Here is a 25,488-nt window from a genome sequence, read left to right on the forward strand (position 1 = left end):
CCCGCATTCCCGCGCGACCAACTCGCGCAGTGCGATTGATTGCCGTGGGTCACCCACCCACCCTCTTGACCCTCCGGGTCCGGGCCCGGCTCCGCCGGGGTGGATGGTTGCCGTGGGGCGGTGGCCACCAGCTTCTCCGGGTCCGGGCCCGGCTCCACCGGGGTGGATGGTTGCCGTGGGGCGGTGGCCACCAGCTTCTCCGGGTCCGGGCCCGGCTCCGCCGGGGTGGATGGTTGCCCTGGGACGGTGATCACCGGCAGTTCGACCGGTGTGGGTGGGTCGACGACCTGGGCGGGGGTGCCGTCTATTTCGGCGTAGCGGGTGCGTAGCACCTCGTGTCTGGACACTATGCCGGTCAGGGCGGCCGACAGGGCCGGCACGTCGAGCGGGCCGCGTAGCCGCAGGGCGGCGGGGGCGTTGTAGGCGGGGCTGGCGGGCTCCATGCGCCACAGGAACCAGAGCCGCTCCTGGGCGAACGACAACGCCAGCGGCCTGCCGTCGCGCGGCGCCCGGCGGCGCGGGCCCGAGGCGCGCGACAGGCGCTCAAGCAGCAGCTTGCGCCGCTCGGGCGACAGCTGGGCGATCCGGGTGGCGAACGTCTCGGACATTGCGGTGCGGGTCCTCTCAGGAATCGGACAGAAGAAGCCGCTCGATCTCGGCGTCGGAGAGCGCTTCGATGGCGTCCAGGGCTTCGGGCAGGTCGGCCGTCCAGGAAGAAGCGGAGACCCGCTCGAGTTCCTCGGTGACGCGCCGCGCCAGGACGCTGACCCGCGGTTCGGCGAGGATCTGCTTGATGCCGAGCTCGACGCCGAAGGTCGTCCTGATGCGGAAGGCCACCTGCACCGAGTGGAGGGAGTGGCCGCCCAGGGCGAAGAAGTCGTCCTCGGCCCCGACCCGTGCCACCTCCAGCACCTCCGACCAGATGCCGGCGATGGCCTCCTCGACCGGGTCGCGCGGGGCGACGTACTCGGCGGCCGTCCCGGACTGCCCGGAGTCCGGCTGGGGCAGCGCGCCCCGGTCGATCTTGCCGTTGGGGTTGAGCGGCAGCCGATCCATGATCATCAAGATGGTCGGCACCATGTGCTCGGGCAGCCGTTCCGCCAGGTGGCCGAGGAGCTCGGTCACGCTGACCGCCGCCTTGGGCTCCACGTAACCGACCAGCTTGCCGCCGGGCGCGGTCACCACGCAGACGGCGACCGCCGGGTGGGCCGAGAGCACCGCCTCGACCTCGCCGAGCTCCACCCGGAACCCGCGGATCTTGACCTGGTGGTCGCGGCGGCCGAGGAACTCCAGCGTTCCGTCGGGCCGCCAGCACGCGAGGTCGCCGGTGCGGTACACGCGGGAGCCCGGCACCCCCGAGAAGGGGTCGGCGACGAACTTGTCGGCGGTGAGGCCGGGGCGCCGCCAGTAGCCGGCGGCCACGCCGGGACCGCCCAGCCACAGCTCGCCCGGCACGCCGACCGGCGCCGGGTTGAGCGCGTCGTCCACCACCCAGGCCTGGGTGTTGGCGATCGGCGGGCCGATCTGCCCGTTGGTGAGCGGTACGTCGGCCAGCGGCCGGCAGGTGGAGATGCTGGTCACCTCGGTCGGGCCGTAGATGTTGTTGAGCCCGCCGTGCTCGGCGGCGCGCACGCTGGCCAGGTTGACCCGCTCGCCGCCGATGTAGACCTGGCCGACCGTGGCGAAGGCGTCGGGCGCCTCCCGTACGGTGGCGTTGAACAGGGCGGTGACCAGCGCCAGCATGGTCACGCCCTCCTCGCGCAGCAGCGCGGCCAGGCCGGTGGGGGACAGCACGGTCTCGTTGGGCACGATCACCAGCCGGCCGCCGTTGAGCAGCGCGCCCCACACCTCGAAGATGAGCGGGTCGAAGGAGGAGTTCGACAGCTGGGCCACCACGCTGTCGGGGCCCAGGTCGACGTAGTCGGTGTCGCACACCAGGCGGACCACGCCGCGGTGCGGCACCGCGACTCCCTTGGGCCGTCCGGTGGAGCCCGAGGTGTAGACGACGGTCGCGACCGCGTCGCCGCCCCCGCCCGGCAGGTCCTCGTCGAACGCCGCGTCGGGGATGTCCTCCACGGGCAGGGCTTGGTGGTCCTCGATGGGCAGCCCGGCCAGCAGGTCGCGGTGGCCGACCACCACCGGGACGCCGGTGTCCTCGACCATGAAGGACAGCCGCTCCGGCGGGTAGCCGGGGTCGAGCGGCACGTAGGCCGCCCCGGCCCGCAGGATGCCGACCATCCCGGCCACCAGGTCGGCGCCGCGCTCGCAGCACAGCCCCACCAGGTCGCCCGCCGTCACGCCGGCCCGGCGCAGCGCGGCCGCGATCGACCCGGCGCGCGCCCAGAGTTCGGCGTAGGTCAGCCGCCGCGTGCCGTCCACCACCGCGACGCTGTCCGGCCGCTGCCGCACGTGGTCGGCGACCAGCGACTGCATCGATCGGGCCAGCGCTCCCGGCCGTTCTGTCCTGTTCCAGCGCCGTACGAGCGCCCGCTCGGCCGGGGCCGACAGCGGCAGGGCCGCCACGGGGGCGTCCGGGTCGGCGACCACCTGGTGCAGCGCGGTCAGGTAGCAGTCCCTGATCCGCCGGACCTGCTCGGGCGCGAACTCGCCGAGGTGGAAGTCCAGGCCCATCAGCAGGCCGGTGCCCGAGCGCGGGTTGCGCAGGAAGCCGCAGACGAACGGGTAGTTGGTCGGTTCGACGCGCACCGTGGTGAAGGAGTCGAGCTTGGGGTCGACGAAGGCCACCTCGCCGCCGTCGAGCACGTCCTTGAGCACGTGGAAGTGGTTGTAGACGAAGTGCGTCTCGTACAGCTGGTCGCCGCCGGCCAGCCGCTGGATCTCCGAGGTGGGGAACCTGCGGTGCGGCAGCAGCGCGTTCTCCTCGGCGAAGACGCCGCGGATCAGGTCCGTCCAGGTGCCCGCCACCTGGGCCCGCACCGGCAGGGAGTTGAGGAACAGCCCGCGCGTCTCGGTGCCGCCGGTCTCCTCAAGCCGTCCGTTGAACGCCATGCCGGTGACCACGTCGGCGGTCCCGGTCAGGTAGCCGAGCACCCGCATGTGCACGGCCAGCAGCACGCTCTTCAGCGGCACGCCGAGCCGCTCGGCCACCCGCTCCAGGCCGTGGCAGAGCTCGTCGGGGATCTTGGTCTCCCGCCAGCCGTAGAAGTCGCTGCTGTCCGGCGGCAGCGTCCAGTCCTGCACGTCGTAGGCCGGCGCCACCTCGTCGGCCGGGCAGTCCTGCGGCCAGCGCGGCAGCTCCAGCCGGTCGAGCCCGGCCATCCTGGCCATCCACCACTCGCGCTCGTCGTCGGACTCCAGCGCGCGGCGCTCGGCCTCGACGAAGTCGCGGTAGACCGAGGCCGGGCGCGGCTCGGGCTCGCTCGCCGGGTCCTTGAGCAGCGCGAGGTAGCGCTCCAGGATCTCGGCGATCGTGGAGTGCAGGCTCCAGCCGTCCAGGATGGCGTGGTGCTCCACCAGCGTCCACTGGAAGGTCTCGTCGCTGCGCAGGTGGACGAAGAAGCGCCACAGCGGCGGGGCCGACAGGTCGAAGGGGCGCCCGCGCTCCCGCTCGACCAGCTCGCCGATGACGCGCGCCTGCTCCTCGGGGTCCAGGTCGCGCACGTCCGCCACGACGACGGGCAGCTCCGCCGTGCGGTGGACGAGCTGCAGCATGTCGCTGTACTCGCTCAGGTGGAAGGAGGTGCGCAGGATGTCGTGCCGCTGGACCACCTGGTCGGTGGCGGCGCGGAAGAGGTCCTCGACGAACGGCGCGCGCAGGTGGAAGCTGTCGACGTTCTGGTAGAGCATGCGCTCGTCGGATTCCATGTGGAAGACCATGCCGACCTGGAGCGCGGCCATCGGGTAGGCGTCCACGACGTCCTCGGGCAGTCTGGCCCGGTCCGCCGCGGAGATCAGCTCGTACGGCTCACGCGCCCGTTCCACCGGCGTGGCCGGCACGATGTCGGCGGCCAGCTGCGCGACGGTGGGCAGCTGGAAGAGCCGCTGGAGCTGGAAGTCGAGCCCGCGGTCCCGGGCCAGCGCCAGCACCTGCACGCTCCGGATGGAGTCCCCGCCGAGGTGGAAGAAGTTGTCGGTCACGCCGACCCGCTCCAGCTCCAGCACCTCGGCCCACACCTGGGCGAGCTCCCGCTCGGTCTCGGTGCGCGGCTCGACGTACCCGTGCGCCAGCGCGGGCCGCGCCTCGTCGGGCGAGGGCAGCGCGGCGCGGTCGATCTTGCCGTTGGTGGTGAGCGGCAGCTCGTCGAGGATGACCACGACCGAGGGAACCATGTGGACGGGCAGCCGGGGTTCGAGGTACTCGTGCACGGTCTCGACGCTCAGCCGGACGCCCGGCCGTGGCACGACGTAGGCGGCCAGCCGCCGGTCGGTGTCGCCGTGCGCGACGACCACGCACTTGGACACGTCGGGGTGCGCGGTGATCGCCGCCTCCACCTCGCCGGGCTCGATGCGGAAGCCGCGGATCTTCAGCTGGTGGTCGATCCGGCCGTGGAACTCCAGCGTGCCGTCGGGCTTCCAGCTGGCCAGGTCGCCGCTGCGGTAGAGCCTGGCCCCGGGACGTCCGGAGAAGGGGTCGGGCAGGAACCGCTCGGCGGTGAGCGCGGGCCGGTTCCAGTAGCCGCGCGCCACGCCGTCGCCGCTCACGTAGAGCTCGCCGATCACGCCGACGGCCACCGGGCGGCCCGCCGGGTCCAGGAGGTGGATGCCCAGGTCGGGCAGCGGCACGCCGACGGGGCTGGCCCGCTCGGCCAGCAGCTCGCGGGTCAGCGGGCCGTAGGTGCTGTGCACCGTGGTCTCGGTGATCCCGTACATGTTGACCAGCCGCGGCGTGTCCGTGCCGTGCCGCTCCCACCAGCGCAGCACCGAGTCACGGTCGAGCGCGTCGCCGGCGAAGACCACCAGCCGCAGGTCCAGGTCGGCCGCGGTGCGCTCGTCGACCGCCACGAACTGGCGGAAGACGGCCGGGGTGGCGTTCAGCACGGTGACCCGCTCGCGGCGGACCAGGTCGTAGTACGCCTCGGGCTCCCTGCTCTCCCAGTGGGAGACCACCACGAGCCTGCCCCCGGTGGTGAGCGCCCCCCACACCTCCCAGACCGAGACGTCGAAGGAGCTGGAGTGGAGCAGGGTCCACACGTCCCCGTGGCCGAAGCCGTACCACTCGTGGGTGCCGCCGAGCAGCCTGATCACGTTGTGGTGGGTGACCATGACGGCCTTGGGCGTGCCGGTGGAGCCGGAGGTGTAGATCAGGTAGGCCAGGTCGTGCGGGCCGGGTTCCGCGTCGGTGAACGGCTGCCCCGGCGCGTCGGCCAGGACGGTCCGGTAGTCGCCGGGCGGCAGTTTGACCCCGCGCTGGGTGACGACCACGTCCAGGCCGGTGTCCGCCAGCATGAAAGCCAGGCGGCTGTCCGGGTAGGCCGGGTCGAGCGGCACGTACGCGGCTCCGGTGCGCAGGATGGCGAGCATGCCGACGACCAGGTCGGCGCTGCGCCGGCAGGCGAGCCCCACCAGGTCGCCGGGACCGGTGCCGAGATGGCCGGCCAGCGCGCCGGAACGTGCCCACAGCTCGGCGTAGGTGAGCTGGGTGGCGCCGTCGGTGAGGGCGACGGCGTCCGGCCTGGCCCGCACCTGCTCGGCCACCAGGCCGGGCAGCGACGCGACGGCGGGCAGCTGTTCGCGGGGCCCCGACCAGGCGGCCAGCAGCTCGGACTCCGCCGCGGGTAGCGCGCTGACGTGCGAGACCGGCACGGCGGGGTCGGCCAGCAGGCCGCGCAGCAGCGTCTGCCACTGCTCGGCGAGCCGGTCGGCGGTGCGCGCGTCGAACAGGCTGGTGGCGTACTCCAGCTCCACCCGCATCTGGTCCGGCGTGTCCACGACGGTGACGGTGAGGTCGAACTTGGCGGTGCCGGTGTCCACCGGCAGCTGGACGGCGCGTACCCCGCCGTCCAACTGCCAGCTGCTGCGCTCCTGGCGGTGCAGCCCGAACTGCACCTGGACGAGCGGCGGGTGCGACAGGTCGCGGTCCGGCTGGAGCGCGTCGGCCAGCAGCGCGAACGGGATGTCCTGGTGGGCCTGCGCCTGACCGGCCGACTCGCCCACCCTCGCCACCAGCTGCGCGAAGGTCGGGTCGCCCGCCAGGTCGGTCCTGATGACCAGGGTGTTGACGAAGAAGCCGACCAGGTCCTCCAGCTCGCGGGCCGGCCTCCCGGCCACCGGGGAGGCGACCACCACGTCGGTACGGCCGGTCCACCGCCCCAGGAGCAGCGCGAAGGCGGCCAGCAGCACCTCGAACACGGTGGCGCCGCCGGTCCTGGCCAGGCCGCGCACCTGCTCGGCCAGCTCCGCGGGCAGCACGAAGTGCTTGGTGTCCCCGGTGAAGTCCTGTACGGCCGGGCGCTGGCGGTCGGCGGGCAGGTCGAGCAGCGGCGGCAGGCCGTCCAGGTAACCGCGCCACCAGGACAGGCCCGTCTCCCGGGTGGCGCCGGTGAGGGCGTCGCGCTGCCAGGCGGCGTAGTCGGTGTAGTCGATGGCCGTCTTGGCCTCCCGCTCCCCGGCCAGCTCGTCGAGGAGCAGGGCGAGGGACCAGCCGTCCACGGCGATGTGGTGGATGGAGATCCACAGCAGGTGACGTCCGGCGGTGTGGGTGATCAGCCCGGCTCTGATGAGCGGCGGGGCGGTCAGGTCGAAGGGCTCGCGCAGCCGCTCGTCGGCCAGCTCCCTGGCCTGCTCCCAGGTGCCGGCGGCGGCCTCGCTCCACGGCACGGCGGCGGGCGCCGTGTACGGCTCCGGCCTGCCGTCCACGGAGGTGAACGCGGTGCGCAGGGCCGGGTGCCGGTCGGCCAGCCGCTGGACGGCCGCGCTCAGCCGCGCCGGATCGGCGGGCCCGCTGAGCTCAAGCAGCACGGGCACGTTGTAGAGCGCGGTGCCGGGCCGCCACTGGTCCAGGAACCACAGCCGCTCCTGGCCGAACGACAGCGGAGCCGGTCCTGGCCGGCGGCGCGGGACGGCGGCCGGCCGTGTCTCGTCCTCGATGCCGGCTTCGGCGAGCAGCCTGCTGATCAGCTGCTCCTCGGCGTGCTGGGTGTCCATCAGGCGTTTTCCTCTCCTTGACGCAGCCGGGCTTCGCGCTCTTCCGGTGTCAGGCTCCGGACCGCCAGGACCACGCGGGCGACCCGGTCCATGCGGTCGGCGTCGCGCTCGCGCAGTGCGGCGGCCAGCCGCCGTACGGTCTTGTGCTGGAAGAGCTCGCGCACCGACAGCGGGGTGCGCAGCGCCCGCTCGATGCGGGTGGTGACCTTGAGCGCGTCCAGCGAGTGGCCGCCCAGTTCGAAGAAGTCGTCCTCGGCGCCGAGCTCCGCGCGGCCGAGCACCTCGGCCCACACCTCGGCCAGGAGCTGCTCGACCGGCCCCTCGGGCGGCGCGAGGCCGAGGCCGGCGCGCGCGCTCCGCGGGGCGGGCAGGGCGGCGGTGTCGATCTTGCCGTTGGGGTTCAGCGGCAGCCGGTCCACCAGGATCAGGTGCGCCGGGATCAGGTGGTCGGGCAGCTCTCCGGCCAGCGCCTCGCGCAGGGCGACCACGTCGGCCCCGGCCCGCGGCTGCACGTAGCCGACCAGCTCCACGGGCCCGCCCTCCGGCTGGAGTGCGACGACGGCGCAGGCGCGCACCTGCGGGAGGGCCGACAGGGCCAGTTCGACCTCGCCGAGTTCGACGCGGAAGCCCCGGATCTTCAGCTGGTGGTCGATCCGGCCCAGGAACTCCAGCGTGCCGTCCGAGGTCCATCTGACCAGGTCGCCGGTGCGGTAGAGCCGGGCTCCCGCCGTACCGGAGAAGGGGTCGGGCACGAAGGAGCGCGCGGTGTGGCCCGGCCTTCCCCAGTAGCCGCAGGCCACGCCGGGGCCGCCGAGCCACAGTTCGCCGGGCACGCCCACGGGCGCGAGGTCGCCGGTGCCGAGCTCGACCACCCAGGCGGTGGTGTCGGCGATGGGACCGCCGATCGGGCCCCGGGTGGCCGGCGGCTCGGTGAGCGGCTGGTAGGTGGAGAAGGTGGTGACCTCGGTCGGCCCGTAGATGTTGTGCAGGGCCCGGGGCCCCTGCCCGCCGCGCAGGACCTCGGCGACCCTGGCGACGTCGAGGGCCTCGCCGCCGAAGTAGAGCTGCGCCACGGTGGCGAAGGCGTCGGGCACCTCGCCGGTCGCCGCGTTGAACAGGGCCGTGGTGATGAACACCGTGGTGACGCCGGTGTCGCGCAGCAGGCCCGCCAGCGCGGGCGGCGACAGCACCGCCTCGGGCGGCACGACGACGATCTGTCCGCCTGCCGCCAGCGCGCCCCACACCTCGAAGGTGATGGCGTCGAAGGAGGCGTTGGAGAGCTGGGCGAGCACGGTCGACTCGTCGAGCGTGACGTAGTCGGTGTCCTCGACCAGGCGGGTGATGCCCCGGTGCTGTACTACCACGCCCTTGGGACGGCCGGTGGAGCCGGAGGTGTAGATCACGTACGCGGCGTCGTCCGGCGTCGTGGCCACCTCGGGCGCGTCCGCCTCGGCCGCCTCCCGCACGTCGATTCCGGTACGGCCGTCCAGCGGCAGCTTCGCGAGCAGGTCGCGGTGTCCGACCACCCGGCGAGCGCCCGTGTCCTCCAGCATGAAGGCCAGGCGGCCGACGGGGTAGGCCGGGTCGAGCGGTACATAGGCGGCCCCGGCGCGCAGGATGCCGAGCATGCCGACCACGAGGTCGGCCCCCCGGTGGCAGGCCAGCCCCACGAGGTCGCCGCGCGAGGGGCCGAGCAGGGAGGCCAGCGCCCCCGCCCTGGCCCACAGCTGCCCGTAGGTCAGCTCGGTGTCCCCGTCCCGCACGGCCACCGCGTCCGGGCGCTCGCGCACCCGGCGGGCGACCAGCTCGGTGATCGGCGGCAGCGGCCGGCCGCTGAGTTCGCCCGCCCAGTCGACGACCACCCGTCGCTGGTGGGCGGGCAGCTCGGTGATCCGGGAGACCGGCGCGACGGGGTCGGCCAGCAGGCCGCGCAGCAGCGTCAGCCACTGCTCGGCCAGCCGGTCGGCGGTGGCCGCCTCGAACAGGTCCTCGGCGTACTCGACCGCCACGACCATGCCGTCCGGGTTGTCGTGCAGAGTGAGGGTCAGGTCGAACTTGGCCGTGCCGGTGTCGGCGGGCCGCAGCCGCGCGTCCAGCTCGCCGGTCAGCGGCCAGGCGTAGGGGGAGGGCCGGTAGTGGGCGAAGGCCAGCTGGGCCAGCGGCCCGTAGGCCAGGTCGCGTTCCGGCCGGAGCGCCTCCACCAGCGCGGAGAACGGGATGTCCTGGTGGCTGAGCGCGCCGGCGGCGCTGTGGCGCACCCGGTCGACCAGCTCGCGGAAGGTGGGGTCGCCGGTCAGGTCGGTCCTGATGACCAGGGTGTTGACGAAGAAGCCGACCAGGCTCTCCAGCTCGGGCAGCGGCCTGCCTGCCACCGGCGTGGCGACCGCCAGGTCGGTGTGCCCGGTCCAGCGGCGTACCAGCAGCGCGAAGACGGCCATGCCCACGTCGAAGGCGGTGGCCGAGCACGACCTGGCGAACTCCGCCAGCGCCGCGGCCAGCTCGGGCGGCACCTGGTGGTACGTGGTCCCGCCGGCGAAGCTCTGTACGGCCGGGCGGCGGCGGTCGGCGGGCAGGTCGAGCAGCGGCGGCAGGCCGTCCAGGTAGCCGCGCCACCAGGTCAGGCCCGCGTCGAGGGCAGGGCCGGTGAGGGTGGCGCGCTGCCAGGCGGCGTACTCGGCGTAGCCGTACTGGCCCTGACCGGACAGGGGCTCATCCTGGTAGGCGGCCGTGAGGTCGTCCAGCAGGAGGGTGAGGGACCAGCCGTCCACGGCGATGTGGTGGATGGAGATCCACAGCAGGTGGCGGTCGGTGGTGTGGCTGACCAGCCCGGCCTTGATGAGCGGCGGGGTGGTCAGGTCGAAGGGCTCGCGCAGCCGTTCGTCGGCCAGAGCTCCGGCCTGCTCCCAGGTGGCGGCGGTCGCCTCGCTCCACGGCACGTCCGCGGGCGCGGTGTACGGCTCCGGCCTGCCGTCCACCGGGGCGAACGCGGTGCGCAGGGCGGGGTGCCGGTCGGCGACCCGCTGGACCGCCGCGCGCAGTCGCGCCGGGTCCACCTGGCCGGTGAGCTCCAGCAGCACGGGCACGTTGTAGAGGGCGGTGCCCGGCCGCCACTGGTCCAGGAACCACAACCGCTCCTGTTCCAGCGAGGCGACGGCCTCCCCGGCCGGCACCGGCGCCAGCGGATGGGCGGGGGCGCCCGTGGCGGCGGAGGACACCGCCCGCGCGCAGGCCGCCAGCGTCGGAGCGGCGAACAGCTGGTCGAAGTGCACGTCGACGCCGAACACCGCGCGGATCCTGGTCAGCACGCGGGCCGCGAGGATGGAGTGGCCGCCGAGCGCGAAGAAGTCGTCCTCGGCGCCGACCTTGTCCACCTGCAGGACCTCCGCCCAGATGGCGGCCAGGGCCTCCTCGGTGGGGGTGCGCGGCGCGACGTAGGCCCGCTCCTGCCAGCCGTCGTCGTCGGCCAGCGCCTCCGGCGCCACCATGACGTCGTACAGCGGCGCGCCGGGGTCGGTCTCCAGCAGTTCGAGGATCGACTCCAGCCGGTCCAGGTGCCATTCCATGGTCGGGGCGCCGTAGCGGTCGGCGTCGTAGTCGCACTCCAGCGACCAGCCGTCGGCGTCGCCGTACAGCAGGAACACGCAGTCGCAGCCGGGCAGCGCGAGGGCGAGCCGCTCCACCTCGGCGCGGTCGGCGTCGACCGCCACGACGACCCGCGCCTCCGGGTCGATCTCGCCGTCGGCCGCGTCGAGCAGTGCCCCGATCCGGGTGCCCTCGCCCAGTGGTGAACGCAGGCCGCGCAGCCCGCCACCGGAGACCGCCACGACCGCCACCGCCTCGGCGTCCGGCCCGGCGATGAGGGCCTGCACCGCCGCCGCGAGCACGGCCAGCGGATCAGCGCCGTACCGGCCGTCCAGCGAGCGGGTCAGCGAACCGCGTGCGTAGGTGGGGCGGGCCGGCTCGGCGACGTCGGGGGCCAGCGTGGTCGAGACGCTCATGACGAGCCTCCGGGCAGCACCACGTGATCGCCGATGACCAGCCGGTCGAGACCGCCGCGCAGGAAGGTGTCCACCGCCTCGCGCGGGGTCCGGACGATCGGCTGGCCGCGCAGGTTGAAGGAGGTGTTGAGCAGCGCGGGCACTCCGGTGCGCGCGCCGAACGCGGTCAGCAGCTCCCACAGCCGCGGGTTGCCCGCGCGGCTCACCGCCTGCACGCGCGCGGTGCCGTCGATGTGGGTGACCGCGCCCAGGTGCTCGCGGTGCTCGGGGCGGGTCCTGGTGGTGAAGAGCATGTGCGCGTACTGCCGCTCGCGCCCGCGCCTGATCTCGAACAGCTCGGCGGCCGCCTCCTCCTTCACGACCGGGGCGAAGGGGCGGAAATCCTCGCGCTTCTTGATCAGGTTGTTGATGTGGTCGCGCATCCGGGCCTCGCGCGGGTCGGCCAGGATGCTGCGGTTGCCCAGCGCGCGCGGGCCGAACTCCATGCCGCCCTGGAACCAGGCGACCACTTCGCCGCGGTCCAGCGCCGCCGCCGTGTCGGCCAGCAGTTCCTCCTGGTCGGGCACGTGCCGGTACCCGCAGTCGGTCCTGGTCGCCAGGTGCTCGGCGATCTCCGCCGAGCTGAACGAGGTGCCCCAGTACGGCATGACCATCGGCGTGATCGGCGTCTCCGGCTTGCGCGTGGCGTGCAGGTAGAGCGCGGCGCCCACCGCGGTGCCGTCGTCGCCCGCGCCCGGCGGGACGAACACCCGGTCGAACAGGCGGGAGCGCAGGATGAGGCTGTTGGCGGTGCAGTTGAGCGCGACGCCGCCGGCGTAGCACAGGTCGCGCAGCCCGGTCTGGCGGCGGTAGTGGCGCAGCACGTGCAGCAGGCAGCGCTCCAGCGCGCCCTGCGCGGCGGCGGCGATGTCCATGTGGTGCTGCTCGATCGGCCCGCCGGGTATCCGCGCGGGGCCGAAGGTCTCCTCCAGGACGGCGAGCACGCCGCGGTGCGTCTCGCGCTGCAGCAGGTCGCCGTCGCGGGCCAGCAGCGGGATGCTGTACTCGGGCCCCCCGGGGCGCAGGTTGATCATCTGCCGCAGGTGGCGCTCGTAGCGGGTGCGGTCGCCGTAGGAGGCCAGGCCCATCATCTTGTACTCGTCGAGGGCCATCTCGAAGCCGAGGTAGAGGGTGAAGACCCCGTAGAGCGTGCCGAGCGAGTGCAGCGCCGGCACGCTGTGCAGCGGCTCCAGCTTGCCGCCGATGCCCGTGTAGACCGTGAGGCACTCGGTCTCGCCCCGGCCGTCGGCCACCAGCACCAGGCAGTCGTCGAACCCGCTGGCGTAGTACGCGCTCGCGGCGTGCGCGAGGTGATGCGGGACCGGCACGAAGCGGGAGGCGAAGCCCTCGCCGGGGGAGCGCTCACCGGGGAAGTTCTCGCCGGGGAAGTTCTCGCCGGGGAAGTGCTCGGCCAGCCAGCGCAGCTGCACCGCGGGGTCGTAGACCTCCCGGTAGCGGCGCGCCAGGTACTCCTCGCCGGCCTCCAGCTCGGACGGCTCGTGCGCGAAGCCGTGGCCGATCAGGTCGATGTCGGCCAGCCGCAGCCCCGCCCGGTCCAGGCAGTCGCGCATGGCGTTGACGGGGAAGCTGCCGGTGCTCTTCTCGCCGGTGAAACGCTCCTCGGCGGCGGCGGCCACGATCTTGCCGTCCACCACGAGCGCGGCGGCGGAGTCGCGGCCCTGGCTGACGCGGTACTCGCGCTCGGACAGGCCGGGCAGCTCCCGGCGCTTGAACTCCTCGGAATTGTGCAGGCCGCTGATACCCAGGATTCTCATCGCGTCTCCATAGCTGCGGCGGCGTGCCGCTGGAGCGCACGCCTGTCGATCTTCTGGCTGCCGGTGCGGGGAAGGCTGGGCAGGATGGTGATCCACTGGGGCATCAGCGCCCGGGGGAGCCACTGCTCCAGGTGCGCGCGCAGCTCGGCGGGCTGCACCCGCGTGGCCTGCGCGTACAGGGCGAGCCGCTGGTCGCCCGCGGTGTGCTCGACCACCAGCGCCGCCGCACGGGTCACGTCCGGGTGGCGCTCGGCGACGGCCTCGATCTCCTCCAGTTCGATGCGCTGGCCGCGCAGCTTCACCTGGTGGTCGATGCGGCCGTGGTAGGCCAGTGCGCCGTCCCGCCGCCACGCGCACAGGTCGCCGGTTCGGTAGATCCGGCCCAGCTCGGGGTGGTGCTGGAAGACCGCCGCGGTACGGTCGGGGTCGCCGACGTACCCGATGGCGAGTTGCGGCCCGCCCAGGACGAGCTCGCCGACCTGGCCGACCGGCGCCGTCCTGCCCCACTGGTCGAGGACCGCGGCCCGGGTGCCGGCCAGCGGGCGGCCGATCGGTATGGGGTCGAGCGGCGGTTCCGGCACCAGGTGGGTGACGGTGTAGATGGTGACCTCGGTCGGGCCGTACCCGTTCCACACCCGCGCGCCGGTCCGGTGCAGGGCGGCCACCAGGTCGGCGCTGAGCGCCTCGCCCCCGCAGATGACGTCCACGTCGCGCAGGCCGCCCTCCGGCAGGTACGGCACGGTCATCCGCCAGGTGGTCGGGGTGGCCTGCACCAGCTGGAGGGGGCGGCCGGTCAGCCAGGCGGCCAGCCGTTCCGGGTCACGCTGGAGCTCCTCGCGGACCAGCACGAGCCGGCCGCCCCTCGCCAGCGGCAGGAAGATCTCCATGGTGGACATGTCGAAGGTGAGCGTCGCCATGCAGGTCACGTGCGGCCGGTCGGCGCCGATCATGGCGCCGATGGCGCCGACCGAGTGCCGCAGCGCGGCGTGCGGTATCGCCACCGCCTTCGGCACGCCCGTCGAGCCCGAGGTCGACAGCGCGTAGGCCACGCCGTCCAGCGCCACGGGGAAGGCGGGCACCTCGCCGGGGACCGGGTCGGCCGAGGCGGACAGCACGTGGATGCCCGGCAGGTCCAGCGCGGCGTCGTCGGGGAGCACCGCGAACCTGGCCCCGGCCGCCGTCAGCTGCTGTCCCAGGCGCAGCGGCGGGTGCTTGAGGTCCAGCGGCAGGAAACCGGCGCCCAGCGACCAGACGGCGAGCAGCGCGGCGATCGTCTCCACACGGCGGGGCAGGCCGATGCCGACCATGTCGCCGGGGCCGGCGCCCGCGCGCGCGAACTGGCCGGCCAGCCCGGCCACCAGCTCGCCCAGCTGCCGGTAGGTGACCGCGCGCGAGCCCTCCTCGATGGCGACCGCGTCGGGCGTGTCCAGCATGTGGCGCCTGATCAGCGAGGCCACCGTCTCGGTGGTGTCCCAGGAGCGGGGGGAGTGCGCTGCGGCGACGATCCGCTCGTCCTCGGCGCTCCACAACCAGGCACGGCCCGCGGGCAGCTCGGGCTCGGCGGCCAGCGCCGCCTGCAGGCGCGAGCACAGCAGCGGCTCGGCGGCCACCTCGCGCCGGTCGAGATCGATCAGGATGGACGGATGTGAATCCGCTTGGCTGGAATCCGCGTCGGCCAGGCGGACGAGCAGGCGGGCGGGCGGCAGCGGCAACCCGGCCACCCGCTCGACCAGCTCCCGCAGCCTGACCCGCCAGGGCAGCAGCACCTCGCCAGGGCTGCCGCCGTCCGGGTCCGAGACCACTCCGCGGATCTGCTCCTCGCCCGCGCCCTGGGCCAGGACCACCAGGCAGCAACCGGCGAGCACCGCACCGACCGGGACACCGAATTTGACCGCGAATCGCTCCGCGGCCTCGAATATCGGATTCTCCATCGGGATCACGGCAATTCCGAGAAGGGGATTTTCGGAAAAGTCATCGGGGCCTCCGAGAACCGGACCGATTAATGAGAAGGCCGTGGTCCGGACGTCCGCAGTGGTAAGTCGCCTGGTCGGCGGCCATGCGGCTGTCTATGGATGGCTTTCTCGCTGAGAATGATGATTCGGAAGTTAGCCGGGTTCCTCCGGCGCGACCGGGTCCGGCGGCCAAGGTGGCAAGTTCGCGCCACGTTCCCCAACCAGGGCAGACCGCGATGTTAGCTTGAGGCTCGGCTCAACCATCCCTGACGCGAACACTGAGAGAAAGCGACCAGAGAAATGGTGCCCCTACTCAGGATTCCTCAGCTGCGCCTCTACATTCTCGGGGACGCGCTTTCCAACTTCGGCGACTTCGCGCTGTTCCTCGCGATGGCCATCTGGGTGAAGACCCTCACCGGCAGCACCACGGCCGCCGGCTTGGTGATGTTCGCGTTCGCCGGAGGCAGCCTGCTGCTACCCGTGTCGGGCCTGCTGGTCGACAGGTTCCGGCGCCGCCCCCTGCTGGCCGGCTCCTACCTGTCCTCCGCCGCCGTCGTCCTCCCGCTCCTGCTGGTACGCGACAGCGGCGACATCTGGATGATCTACGTGATCATGTTCCTGTACGGCGCGCTCGGCAGCGTGACCGGCCCGGCGCAGAACGCCTTCCTGCCCTCGGTGGTGCCCGAGGATCGGCTGGGCGACGCCAACGGCGTGGTCCAGTCCCTGCGCGGGTTGCTCCGCGTCTTCTCCCCGATCATCGGGGCCGGGCTGTTCGCCTGGCTCGGCGCGGAGGCGGTGGTCGTCCTCGACGCGGCCGTCTTCGTGCTGGCCGCGGCGTCGATCGCGCTCATGAAGGTCACCGAGTCCGCGCCCACCCCCACCTCCGAGCCCTGGGTGGCCGAGACCACCGGCGGGCTGCGCTTCCTGCGCGGCAACGCCACCCTCCGCGGGCTCGTCGTCGCCTGCGCGCTCACCATGCTGGTCATCGGCTTCTACGAGTCCATCGGTTTCGCGGTGGTCACCGAGGGCCTCGGACGCGCCGCGACCTTCCTGGCGGTACTCGGCGCCGTCCAGGCGGTGGGGACCATCATCGGCGGCGCCACGGCCGGCGCGGTGATCCGGCGCACCAGCGAGCTGAAGCTGGTGGTCATCGCCCTGGCGATGGTGGCCGCCAGCAGCCTGCTGCTGACCACGCCCATCGTCGCGGTGGTGATCGCCGGCATGCTGGTGCTCGGCATCTCCACGCCGTGGATCGTGATCGGCGCGACCACCGCGCTCCAGCGCTCCACGCCGGAGGACCTGCGCGGGCGCGTCTTCGCCGCCTTCGAGTTCGGCGTCACGGTCCCGCAGGTGGCCTCGATCGCGGTGGGCGCGAGCCTCATCGCGCTCCTCGATTACCGGGTCCTGCTGCTCGTCGTCTGCGGCGTCGTACTGGCCTCGGCCGCCTTCCTCGCCACCAAGCGCGCCGTCCCCGCAGTCGCCGCTTCGGAGGATGCGGACGCCGCCGAGGCCGACGTCCCGTCAGGCGACGACCAGGTCACGGTGCCGGCGGGCGACAAGGCCTGACCTTGCACGGGCCTTGCCCGACGATCACGACACGGCTCCCCTGTGGGAGGGGCCGTGGGGGGCGGCGCAGTGCGCCGCCTCCGTCGTGCCGACGGTCAGCAGTTCCGCGGGGGCGTGGTCGACCTGGAGAGTGGTGTGGTCGATGCCGTACTGGTCGTGGGCGAGTCGTTCGGCGGCGAGGCGGACCGCGTGGCAGTCGGCGCCGGGTTCGACCAGGATGTGCGCCGACATGGCGGGGTAGCCCGAGGTGACCTCCCAGATGTGCAGGTCGTGTACTTCGACGACCTTGTCCAGGGCGGCGGTCCTGGTGCCGATCTCGGTGGGGTTCATGCCGGCGGGGGCGGCCTCCATGAAGACCCGGCCCGCGTCGCGGACCAGGCCCCACCCGGCCTTGAGCATGAGGGCGGCCACGACCAGGGCGGCGAGGGCGTCGGCGCGGCCCCAGCCGGTGAGCCAGACGATCGCTCCGGCGATGGTGGTGGCGATGAAGGCGAACAGGTCGTTGAGGATGTGCTGGTAGGCGCCTTCGACGTTGAGGCTGCTCCGGTTGGCCTTGGACAGCAGCCAGGTGGCCGCGATGTTCACCGCGATCCCGGCCAGGCCGGTGACGACCACGTACAGTCCCGCCACTTCGGGAGGGTCCACGATCCGGCGTACGCCTTCGACGACGAAGTACACACTGAGCAGTAGCAGCGTGATGCCGTTGATCTGGGCGGAGATGATTTCCGCGCGTTTGAGGCCATAGGTGAAGCCTCCGCGCGGCGGGCGGGCGGAGATGCGCATCGCGATCAGGGCGAAGACGATGGCGATGGCGTCGGTGAGCATGTGCCCGGCGTCCGAGATCAGGGCCAGGGACTGGGCGATGACGCCGACCACGACCTCGACCGCCATGAAGGCGACGATCAGGATGAGCGCACCGGTCAGGTAACGGCGGTCGGTTTCCGCCCTGACCCCGTGACCGTGTCCGTGCTGGTGGCCGTGGTCAGTCACCGTTCCACTCCTTAACACTTGAACCCATGTTCACATGTTGGAGTGTGGCGGGAGTGCTGCGTGCTGTCAACGCATGAACATCTGATCAGATGTGTAAACGCTGAGTGATTGGCTATCTACCCTCCGTGATGACCGCCGGGTTATCCCCAGGGAGGCAGCCATGACCCATACCCACCATCATTCGCACGCCGGAGATGCGGAAATCCACGACGTCCACGAACACCACGTGGACGCGGAACACGAGGAAACCGGCGCTGATCAGTGTGTCGGCCTGCCAGATCAGGACGGTTGCTGCGCGACGGAGTGAAGTTACCCGGGGACCGTCGCCCCCGGCGGTCCCCCTCAGAACGGTCTTTCCGCTGGCAGGACGGAGGAGAACCATGCGCACGTCCGGATGGACGCATTTGATGAGCCCGGCATTGGAACCCGCCCTTGAGGGACGATCGTCAGGGGTGTCGGTGTGGCTGGCGGTCGTCTTGATCTCGTTGTCCACCCTGGCCGGGGCTTGGCTGGCCAGAAGGAAGTCCCGGCAGGTCACCGCCTTGCTCTCGGTCGCGTCCGCACTGATGCTGGTCACCGCGTTGATCGACATGCTGCCCGATGCCTGGCAGGAGGCGAGCGAGACCGGCGTCCCGCTGTGGGCGCTGGGGTTGGCGATCGCCTTTGGCTTCCTGGTCATCACCTATTTCACCCGCAAGGGTTGCGGACACGGTCACGGGCACGAGGACGGCGCACCGGCCGCGGGCAGGCACCGGCCCGGCCTGCACCGCCGGGTCAAAGAGGTGGTCAGCGCCACCGTCTTCGGCGGCGTGGGCACCGCCGCGGCACTGTCGGTCCACCGGGCGGTCGAAGGCGCGACGCTCGCTCTGACGGCGTCGGCCGTGGTCGTGATCGCGCTCATGGTGCATTCCACCAGCGAAGGGCTGGCCCTGACCGCGCTGCTGGACATGGCCAAGCAGCGGGTGACCCCGTGGCTGACGGTCTCCTGTGTCAGCCCTGCGGTCGGCGTCCTGATCGCAACGGTCCGCCCTATACCTCCGCAGGTGGAGCCCATTCTGATCGGCGTGGTGGCCGGCGTTCTCCTGCGTACCGCCGTGGTGGGCATCAAGCTGGCGGCCAGCAGGCAGCAGGATGGGCGGCTGCCCCGGCGGCACATCGTCAGCGCCCTCCTCCTGGCCGGGATCTTGGCGGTGCTCATCGGCGCCATGCGCTGGATGCCCACCGACCAGGCCGAACAGGCACAGGTCTCCCTCGGGCAGACCATGGCCCGCCTGCCGTCGCCGGCGAGCTCGCCACCGGCCTCGTTCACTCCTCAGAGCAGAGAGGAACTACGGGCGGCGCTGGCCTCAGGGCAACTGAGTGTGGCCGAGGTGCTGGCTCGTACCGACAAGCTGACCACGGGCACCTACATCGGATGGCTCCTGCGCGGCCTGCCCGGCTACCAGCCGGCCGAGGTCAGGACACTGCTGTCCGCCAAAGGCATCGAGTTCACCCGCCCTGTCGGTGAGCTCACCCAGTCACAGCGGGCCTATCTCATCGATGCCGTCGCCTCTCGGCGAAAGGTTGGGTGATAAGGACGCCTTCGGGAATTTTCTCGTATCTGCAATACCGGACATTGCGATAACCCAACTTTCCGACGTGCGGCGTCAATGACCTTCGGCGCGTACAAAGGCCAATCTACAAGATCACGGGGAATCGGCTGGTTTACCGCCGGGGGTGGTTCTCCGTGGTCAAATGGATGGTCGGTCACCTTGTCGGGTTTCAGCGGGGGCGCACGTCCGGCGTGGCGATCTTGTTTCGGGTATTCGCGTGACTACTTTGTGTGTCGGGTGTCGCCTGACTTATCAGCTGAATCGCTGGAAGAAGAATATGTGTAATCTCCGCCGACCCGGCGCTTTTGCCATGCTCGCCTTGGCATCGGCGTCCGTCGCCCCCTGCGCCTTCCCGTGGGCGCGACCACTCCCGCCGGCACCAACCGCGGCCGCACTCCCTGACGTCACACCCTGCCGCAGGCCCTATCGTCCCGGTACGGCCTGCGGCGCGAAAAGCCGGTCAGCCGAGGACTCGGGCGAACAGTTCGCGTCTGCTCCGCGTACCCGTCTTGAGGAAGATCGACTTGAGGTGGTCCTGCACCGTGTGCGGGGACAGGTTCAGCCGCGAGGCGGCCTGGCGGGTGTCGGCTCCGTGCGCGAGCACCGTGAGGAGCTCGCCTTCACGGGCGCTGAGCGCGCAGGCTCGGCTGAAGACGTCCAGTCGTTCCGCCGGTGTGGCGTGTTCGATGGTGACCGTGATGTCGCCGTCCCCGATTCTGGCCGCCCGCAGCGTGACCCAGACTCCGTGCGCCAGATGAACGCTCGCGGCGGACGGGTGCTCGTCGACGCCCTCCTCCAGCGCGACCAACTGCGCGGCGACGTTGTAGGCGGCGGCAGGGACAGGGGATCGCTCCGCGGGGGTCGGCAGGAGTTGGCGCAGATAGTCGTGGGTCTGCCGCGTCTGGGCCCGGATCGTCAGTTCCGGTGACAGCAGCAGCACCAGCGGGGTGTGCGGGCCGGTGTCCCCAGGTGGGGCCGTGAACGTGGCGGCCTGGCAGCGGCGCAGCGCTTCGGTCACCGGGGGAGCGACCGCAGTGAGGAAGCCGGCGTCCGCGTCGGTGAACGGTGTCGCCGGCGCGGCTCGCCACAGGTCCAGGAAACCCCAGCAGCCGAAACGATCACGGAACACCACGGAGGCGACATCGACTATGCCGGCGAGCTCCAGCATGTCGCGCCACAGCGGGCTCTGCTCGCGCCGCCCGTCGGTGCCCTCCCACAGCAGCGCCACCGGGGGTTCACTCAGGCTGGTCCACCGGTTGACGGCGGTGACGTACTTGAGCTTGATCAATCGCGGCAGCTCGTCGAGGAGCGGCACGTCGGCCAGGGGATCGCAGCCCACACAGGTACGCGGGTCGGTGAGCGTGAAGACGTAGAAGTCGAACTCGATCACGTGGCGCAGCTGATCGAGCACCTCCGCGCGTAACTGCCGCGCCTGCGTTGCGCCGCGGCACAACCGCACGATGCGCTCACGGATGCGCTCGTGAGCGAGAGACGCCGCCACGAGGCGAAGCGTACCCAGACTTCTGGGATATCTCCGACCGCGAGCACGGGCCCATCCTTGGGGCAGTCAGGTCAGCCGGAAGGAGAACACCGTGGTCACCTTGCACATCGAGCACGCGATCAGCGACTTCGGCACGTGGAAGCAGGCGTTCGACAGCTTCGCCGACATGCGCCGCAGCAGCGGTGTGCTGAGTCACCGAGTCCACCGCCCATCGGACGACGACCGCTACGTGCTCATCGACCTCGACTTCGGTTCCGAGGACGAGGCCACAAGATTCCTGGAATTCCTCACCACCCGGGTATGGTCCACGCCCGCCAACGCGCCGGCACTGGTCGGCACCCCCAACACCAGACTTCTCCAACTGGTCGAACAATCCTGAGGGTTCCCGCCGCGGCGAACCCATCATCGTGTTCGACCGTCTCAGGGTGCTACCTGGAGGAGCTCGAAGGCTACGACGCCAATGACTTCCAGTTCATGGAGCGATACGCCCAAGCGGCTGGTGCTGAACCTGCGTTTCACCGGCGACGTGGCCACCCGCGAGCCCATGATCCGCGAACTCTGGGGTGGCGCGCTGTGCCTGAGCCAGGCCCAGCACACCCAGGAGGAACTGGAGACCCTCCAGAAAAGGGCATACAAGGAGATCAAAGGGGTCTTTTCCGGCTCGGTCGACGAACTGACGGGCCAGGTCGAAATCGGGGTCTGGCTGGCCACACCGGAACTCCAGCACGAGGTCGACGAAAAGTGCGGAAAGGGCCTCGTGGTCCTCAACAGCTTTCTCAGGCCCGTGGGCTCATAACGGCTGGTTGATCGACGGCGGCTCGGCGGTGAGATAGAGATCGGATCACAACACCGTCAGCAGCCTGCCCAGGACCTCACCACGCTCGAGCCGCGAACACCCAGACGAACCACCTCGGTTAAGTTTCCACGCCCAACAAAAAACTTGAACCTTTCACCCTAATGAGAGCGAAAGCCCAGTTCGCCTGCGCGTGGCCGCGCATCACCGTTGTTCCTGACTTGCGGTTAGGAGATCGTGGCGCCCGAATGCACCCTCAACTCCAGGAGGAACCCTGTGCATACGCTCCCCCGCAGATTGCTCCGAAGTCTGCTCGCAGCCGTGAGCGCCACGCTGCTGCTAACCACCGCGCTGGTCGTGCCCGCGTCGGCGCACGGCTCGGTGAGCGACCCCCCGTCCCGGAACTACGGTTGCTGGCAGCGCTGGGGCAGCGACTTCCAGAACCCGCAGATGGCCACCCTGGACCCCATGTGCTGGCAGGCCTGGCAGGCTGACGTCCAGGCCATGTGGAACTGGAACGGCCTGTACCGCGAGGGCGTGGCCGGCAACCACCAGGCGGCCATCCCCGACGGCCAGCTCTGCAGCGGCGGCAGGACCCAGAACGGCCGCTACGCCGCGATGGACGCCATCGGCGACTGGAAGACGGTCGACAAGCCCGCCCGCTTCACGCTGAACCTCCTCGACCAGGCCATCCACGGCGCGGACTACATTCGCGTGTACGCGACCAAACAGGGCTTCAACCCCAAGACGCAGGCCCTGCGCTGGAGCGACCTGGAACTGGTCGGCCAGACGGGCAAGGTCCCCACAGGTGCCGTGACCCCTGTCGAGGTGAACGCCCCCGGCCGCTCCGGCCACCACATCGTGTTCACGATCTGGCAGGCCAGCCACATGGACCAGTCGTACTACTTCTGCAGCGACGTGAACTTCGTAGGCTCGAACCCCTCACCCACGCCTACTCCGACTCCCACGCCCACCCCCAGCCGCACCCCCACGCCGACTCCCACGCCCACGGTCTCTCCCAGCCCCACTCCCACCGCCAGCCGGGGTTGCTCGGCCACCTACCAGCTCGTGAACTCGTGGAGCGGCGGCTTCCAGGCCGAGGTCCGCGTCGTCGCCGGCTCGGCCTCGATCACCGCCTGGACGGTCAACTGGACGTACACCAGCGGCCAGACAGTCAGCTCGGCATGGAGCGCAACGGTAACCAGCAGCGGCTCCGCCGTAACGGCCCGCAACGTCTCCTACAACGGCTCACTAGGCGCCGGAGCCGCAACAACGTTCGGCTTCCTCGCCAACGGCACCCCCGGCACCACACCAACCCTGACCTGCAGCGCCACCTGATCACCTAACAACCCACGCCCGCCCGCCGGATCATTCCGCGGGCGGGCGCACCCATCACGTCACCACCACGACCCAGAGCGGCGATGAACCAAATCGCCCTGCACCATACGGGTCAAGATGCGGGCGTGGAAGTCTGAGCCAGAAGGACCGGTCCGAGTTGCCGGAGAAACTCGATCGCGTCCGCTTTGCGATCCCTGCCGGGCGCCTCTTTGTAGATCTCGATGGTGAGCAGGCGCGTGCCACGGTAGGTCTGCGCGAACATGCCGATGACCTGGTCGTCGTCACTGTCTCTGATGGAGCCGCTGACGCCTTTCCCGATATCAGCGGGAATGGGAGGAAAACCATTTTTGAGGCGACTGCTGACCTCCTCCTCCGCTGTATTCATCGCCGGTTCCTGAAGATCGACGGCGAACAGCAGGTCGCCTTCACTGACCCCCCCGAGTTTCTCGTAGACCTCGCATTTCGGGAACGGTCGACCGTGGACCAATTGCCCGTTAAAACGGAGATTTTCCACCCCGGTAGCCAGTCGCACGGCCTGCTCCGCCAGCAATTCGCACCCCGCACCCCTGAGGACAACGTCCCCCAAGGGCCGGTTGTCCGGCTGCTGGGAGCACGCGGCCACGAGCAGCACCATGAGCCCGAGCGCCCATCCGCCTTTATTGACGTTCATAGTATTTCTCAGCTTTTTTGAACCCATCGTCTATGGCGGACTCAGGGTCGAAGAAGACACGCCCAGTGTCGACGTAGGTGATCCACTCGATGTAGGCACGTTGCTGATCGGTCGTCATTCGCTCCCACGGGACGATTTCGCCCTTCCGTAAGAAGTCACCGACCGTACCTGGCCTGGAATTCTCCATACTGTACGGATGGGTGACCGCCGGAACACCACCGTCGCCGAACAGACCGTGGCGCATCATGGCACCGGCTGTGATGTCACGGAACAGGTCCACGGTTTGGTCGCGAGTCTCCTGAGCACGGCTCCGCGCTTCTCCTTCATAGTCAGATGAGATCTGCCCGATTCCCGCCTCCTTCGCCTGATCGATTCCCCACTCCAGAAGTTGGTTCTGGCTGACCAGATTCGGCAACGGCACCAGTCCACTCGCGCTGTTCACGATGTCGGCGAAGGCCTGCACATTCGCGTCATGTTTCTTGGCTTCGTTGATATCGGAGATCGCTCCGGCATCGACAATTACCCCGAAGGTGGAGGCCAACGCGCGTGTCAGCGAGCTGAATGCTTGACCTCCGTGGGCGTTCATTCGATCCTCCAGGACCTCCTGACGCTGATCGTCCAGTTCTTTCGCAGTCGCACCCGGGTGGTCGGCCTTCCACTTGGCGAATACGGTGTCCACCTCGTCCTTGAGCTTGGCAGCCTGGGCATCGAGCACCTCGGCGCTGTACTGCGCCTGGGCGGCGGCTACCGACTTGAATGCGCCGCTGTCCGTGAAGGCCCAGGTCATGGCCTGCTTCAAACCTGTTGCTGTGAAATCCGCCCCATAGGGCTGCACACCGGCGAGATTCCGATCCGGGTCCCCCGAGCGGACACCGATTTGACTGTCCCCGCTCCACCGCATTGCGGAGTTCACGTCGCTGACATAGGAGGCCAAGAGCCGACCCGCGCTGTCGCGCGTGTTGGGGAGGTTCCTCTGGACATCCTCGCCTTTCCAGAAGTGGACAGCCCAAGCGGCGATCAACGCCGACTTCCAGCCGCGCGACTGCCTAGGCGGCTCCTCGTGGTCGCGAAATACGGTGGTGGCCGCCTCGATGGCCCGGCCGAGGTCGTCGTCGTTGCCGGCGCGCCAGTCCCGCTCCCGCATCAGATAAGCGAGCGGCTTGCGCTTCGGGTCGGTGAAGAAGTCCTGCGCCGCGGCGGGATTGTTGGCGAACGCGGCCATGACAGCCGCCATCGGATCGGTTTGCGGCAACATCACCGTGGCACCCCAGCGGCTTGCCGCGCCCACGCTCGGATTCACCGTTTGCCAGTATGGCGTGCCCGCAGGTTGCGAGCGCTCGTAGTCGTAGACCTTTGTGGCCAGATCGAGCAGAAACGTCTCCTCGAACGTCCCGTACCTCAGCAGCTTGTTGAGTGCGAAGGCGGTTTCCGGCGAGCCGAGATCCTCGATCAGCCTGTCAGCGTAGCCGCCTTGAACTTTCAAGGTGCCCTTGAGCCTTGACGCCGTGCCGAGGATGCCGCTTAGCGCAGCGGCGAGTTTCTCCTGGTCTTGGGCGCTGACCGAGGCGCGCGTATCGGCACCGGACTGACTGAGCACGTCGGCACGGAAGAGTTGGGCGAAGAGGCCCTTGAGGTTCGGGAGTTCGCGGGCGAAGGCGGCGGCGAAGTAAGGATCGTTCTGGTACTTGTTCAGGTCGGCAAGGGTCTCCGCGCTCAGTTTTCCGTTGCCGGCCTCGACGCGAAGCCTGTCGGCGAGCAACCTGGCTTCGGCCGCCCCGGCGGCCGGTGTCGCAGTCAGCCACCCGGAATCGTCAGCCCACAAGATGCCTGCGCCCCCGAGTTCCACCTCAGGTGCGGCCAGGATCAGGTCCAGACGGCGCTGCAGATCTGGCACGCGGGCACCGATCTGATGGCCGATATCGCGGAGCGTCCCCGGACCGGTCAACGACAGGTTCAGCGTGGCAAGTATCTGGTCGATCTGCTGGGAGACCGACGGCAACTCGGTGCCGGCGCGCTTGGCCTGGTTGATGAGCTGGGTCATCAACGTCGGATCGATACCCACCATTCCTGAGCCCGCGCTCACCACGTCCCCCCACCTGGCGAGCCGCCGATCGTGGTCGACGCCGAGGGGGACCGGTAGCGGAGGTCTACCGCAGGCCCGTTCACGCAC

At 70.6% G+C, this 25,488-nt stretch carries 15 protein-coding genes; 6 read left to right on the forward strand and 9 right to left on the reverse strand.

From position 1 onward, the window contains the following. The 5 genes from KIP79_RS29975 to KIP79_RS29995 all read right to left on the reverse strand — a co-directional run. The coding region (locus tag KIP79_RS29975; RefSeq protein WP_214108306.1) for a condensation domain-containing protein at nucleotides 1-608 on the reverse strand (608 nt) is incomplete at its 3' end. Between the two features lie 16 nt (nucleotides 609-624). After that, complete coding sequence (locus KIP79_RS29980) at nucleotides 625-7,104, reverse strand: non-ribosomal peptide synthetase (RefSeq protein ID WP_214108307.1); 6,480 nt, start codon at nucleotides 7,102-7,104, stop codon at nucleotides 625-627. Further along, nucleotides 7,104-11,102 carry a non-ribosomal peptide synthetase gene (locus KIP79_RS29985; RefSeq protein WP_214108308.1) on the reverse strand — a complete coding sequence of 1,333 codons (3,999 nt, stop codon included), beginning with the start codon at nucleotides 11,100-11,102 and terminating at the stop codon, nucleotides 7,104-7,106. Before KIP79_RS29985 ends, KIP79_RS29980 begins: the two co-directional genes overlap by 1 nt. Next, on the reverse strand, nucleotides 11,099-12,916 hold the full coding sequence (locus KIP79_RS29990; RefSeq protein ID WP_214108309.1) for a carbamoyltransferase family protein: 1,818 nt from the start codon (nucleotides 12,914-12,916) through the stop codon (nucleotides 11,099-11,101). The genes KIP79_RS29985 and KIP79_RS29990 overlap by 4 nt, the downstream gene beginning before the upstream one ends. Further along, on the reverse strand, nucleotides 12,913-14,847 hold the full coding sequence (locus KIP79_RS29995) for an amino acid adenylation domain-containing protein (RefSeq protein ID WP_214108310.1): 1,935 nt from the start codon (nucleotides 14,845-14,847) through the stop codon (nucleotides 12,913-12,915). Before KIP79_RS29995 ends, KIP79_RS29990 begins: the two co-directional genes overlap by 4 nt. Nucleotides 14,848-15,168: 321 nt before the next feature. On the opposite strand from KIP79_RS29995, the gene KIP79_RS30000 reads away from it, so the two are divergent. Continuing rightward, nucleotides 15,169-16,434, forward strand: coding sequence for an MFS transporter (locus KIP79_RS30000; RefSeq protein ID WP_214108311.1), 1,266 nt, complete (start codon nucleotides 15,169-15,171; stop codon nucleotides 16,432-16,434). Between the two features lie 24 nt (nucleotides 16,435-16,458). Here KIP79_RS30000 and KIP79_RS30005 read toward each other — a convergent pair whose 3' ends face one another. Next, entirely contained in the window at nucleotides 16,459-17,424 is a 966-nt protein-coding gene (locus KIP79_RS30005) for a cation diffusion facilitator family transporter (RefSeq protein WP_214108312.1), read from the reverse strand. 160 nt (nucleotides 17,425-17,584) lie between these two features. Here KIP79_RS30005 and KIP79_RS30010 point away from each other — a divergent pair, with 160 nt between their 5' ends. Together KIP79_RS30010 and KIP79_RS30015 are read left to right on the forward strand one after the other, a co-directional pair. Then, nucleotides 17,585-17,731, forward strand: a complete 147-nt coding sequence (locus KIP79_RS30010; RefSeq protein ID WP_214108313.1) for a hypothetical protein — start codon at nucleotides 17,585-17,587, stop codon at nucleotides 17,729-17,731. 100 nt (nucleotides 17,732-17,831) lie between these two features. Next, nucleotides 17,832-18,995, forward strand: a complete 1,164-nt coding sequence (locus KIP79_RS30015) for a ZIP family transporter (RefSeq protein ID WP_214108314.1) — start codon at nucleotides 17,832-17,834, stop codon at nucleotides 18,993-18,995. 481 nt (nucleotides 18,996-19,476) lie between these two features. Here KIP79_RS30015 and KIP79_RS30020 read toward each other — a convergent pair whose 3' ends face one another. Further along, nucleotides 19,477-20,517, reverse strand: a complete 1,041-nt coding sequence (locus tag KIP79_RS30020) for a helix-turn-helix transcriptional regulator (protein WP_214108315.1) — start codon at nucleotides 20,515-20,517, stop codon at nucleotides 19,477-19,479. Between the two features lie 91 nt (nucleotides 20,518-20,608). On the opposite strand from KIP79_RS30020, the gene KIP79_RS30025 reads away from it, so the two are divergent. The 3 genes from KIP79_RS30025 (at nucleotide 20,609) to KIP79_RS49700 (ending at nucleotide 22,648) form a co-directional block, all read left to right on the forward strand. After that, on the forward strand, nucleotides 20,609-20,896 hold the full coding sequence (locus KIP79_RS30025) for a hypothetical protein (protein ID WP_214108316.1): 288 nt from the start codon (nucleotides 20,609-20,611) through the stop codon (nucleotides 20,894-20,896). 81 nt (nucleotides 20,897-20,977) lie between these two features. Next, nucleotides 20,978-21,313, forward strand: a complete 336-nt coding sequence (locus tag KIP79_RS30030) for a hypothetical protein (RefSeq protein WP_214108317.1) — start codon at nucleotides 20,978-20,980, stop codon at nucleotides 21,311-21,313. A 318-nt stretch (nucleotides 21,314-21,631) separates the two neighbouring features. Next, entirely contained in the window at nucleotides 21,632-22,648 is a 1,017-nt protein-coding gene (locus KIP79_RS49700; RefSeq protein WP_308169962.1) for a lytic polysaccharide monooxygenase auxiliary activity family 9 protein, read from the forward strand. Nucleotides 22,649-22,760: 112 nt separating this feature from the next. Here the strand turns inward: KIP79_RS49700 and KIP79_RS30040 are convergent, their stop codons facing one another. Next, nucleotides 22,761-23,318 (reverse strand): hypothetical protein, encoded by a 558-nt coding sequence (locus KIP79_RS30040; RefSeq protein WP_214108319.1) that lies wholly within the window; start codon nucleotides 23,316-23,318, stop codon nucleotides 22,761-22,763. Then, nucleotides 23,305-25,404, reverse strand: coding sequence for a DUF6571 family protein (locus tag KIP79_RS30045; RefSeq protein WP_214108320.1), 2,100 nt, complete (start codon nucleotides 25,402-25,404; stop codon nucleotides 23,305-23,307). Before KIP79_RS30045 ends, KIP79_RS30040 begins: the two co-directional genes overlap by 14 nt. Nucleotides 25,405-25,488: the final 84 nt, after the last annotated feature.

The sequence above is a fragment of the Acrocarpospora catenulata genome (assembly GCF_018476525.1).
GTDB lineage: Bacteria > Actinomycetota > Actinomycetes > Streptosporangiales > Streptosporangiaceae > Acrocarpospora > Acrocarpospora catenulata.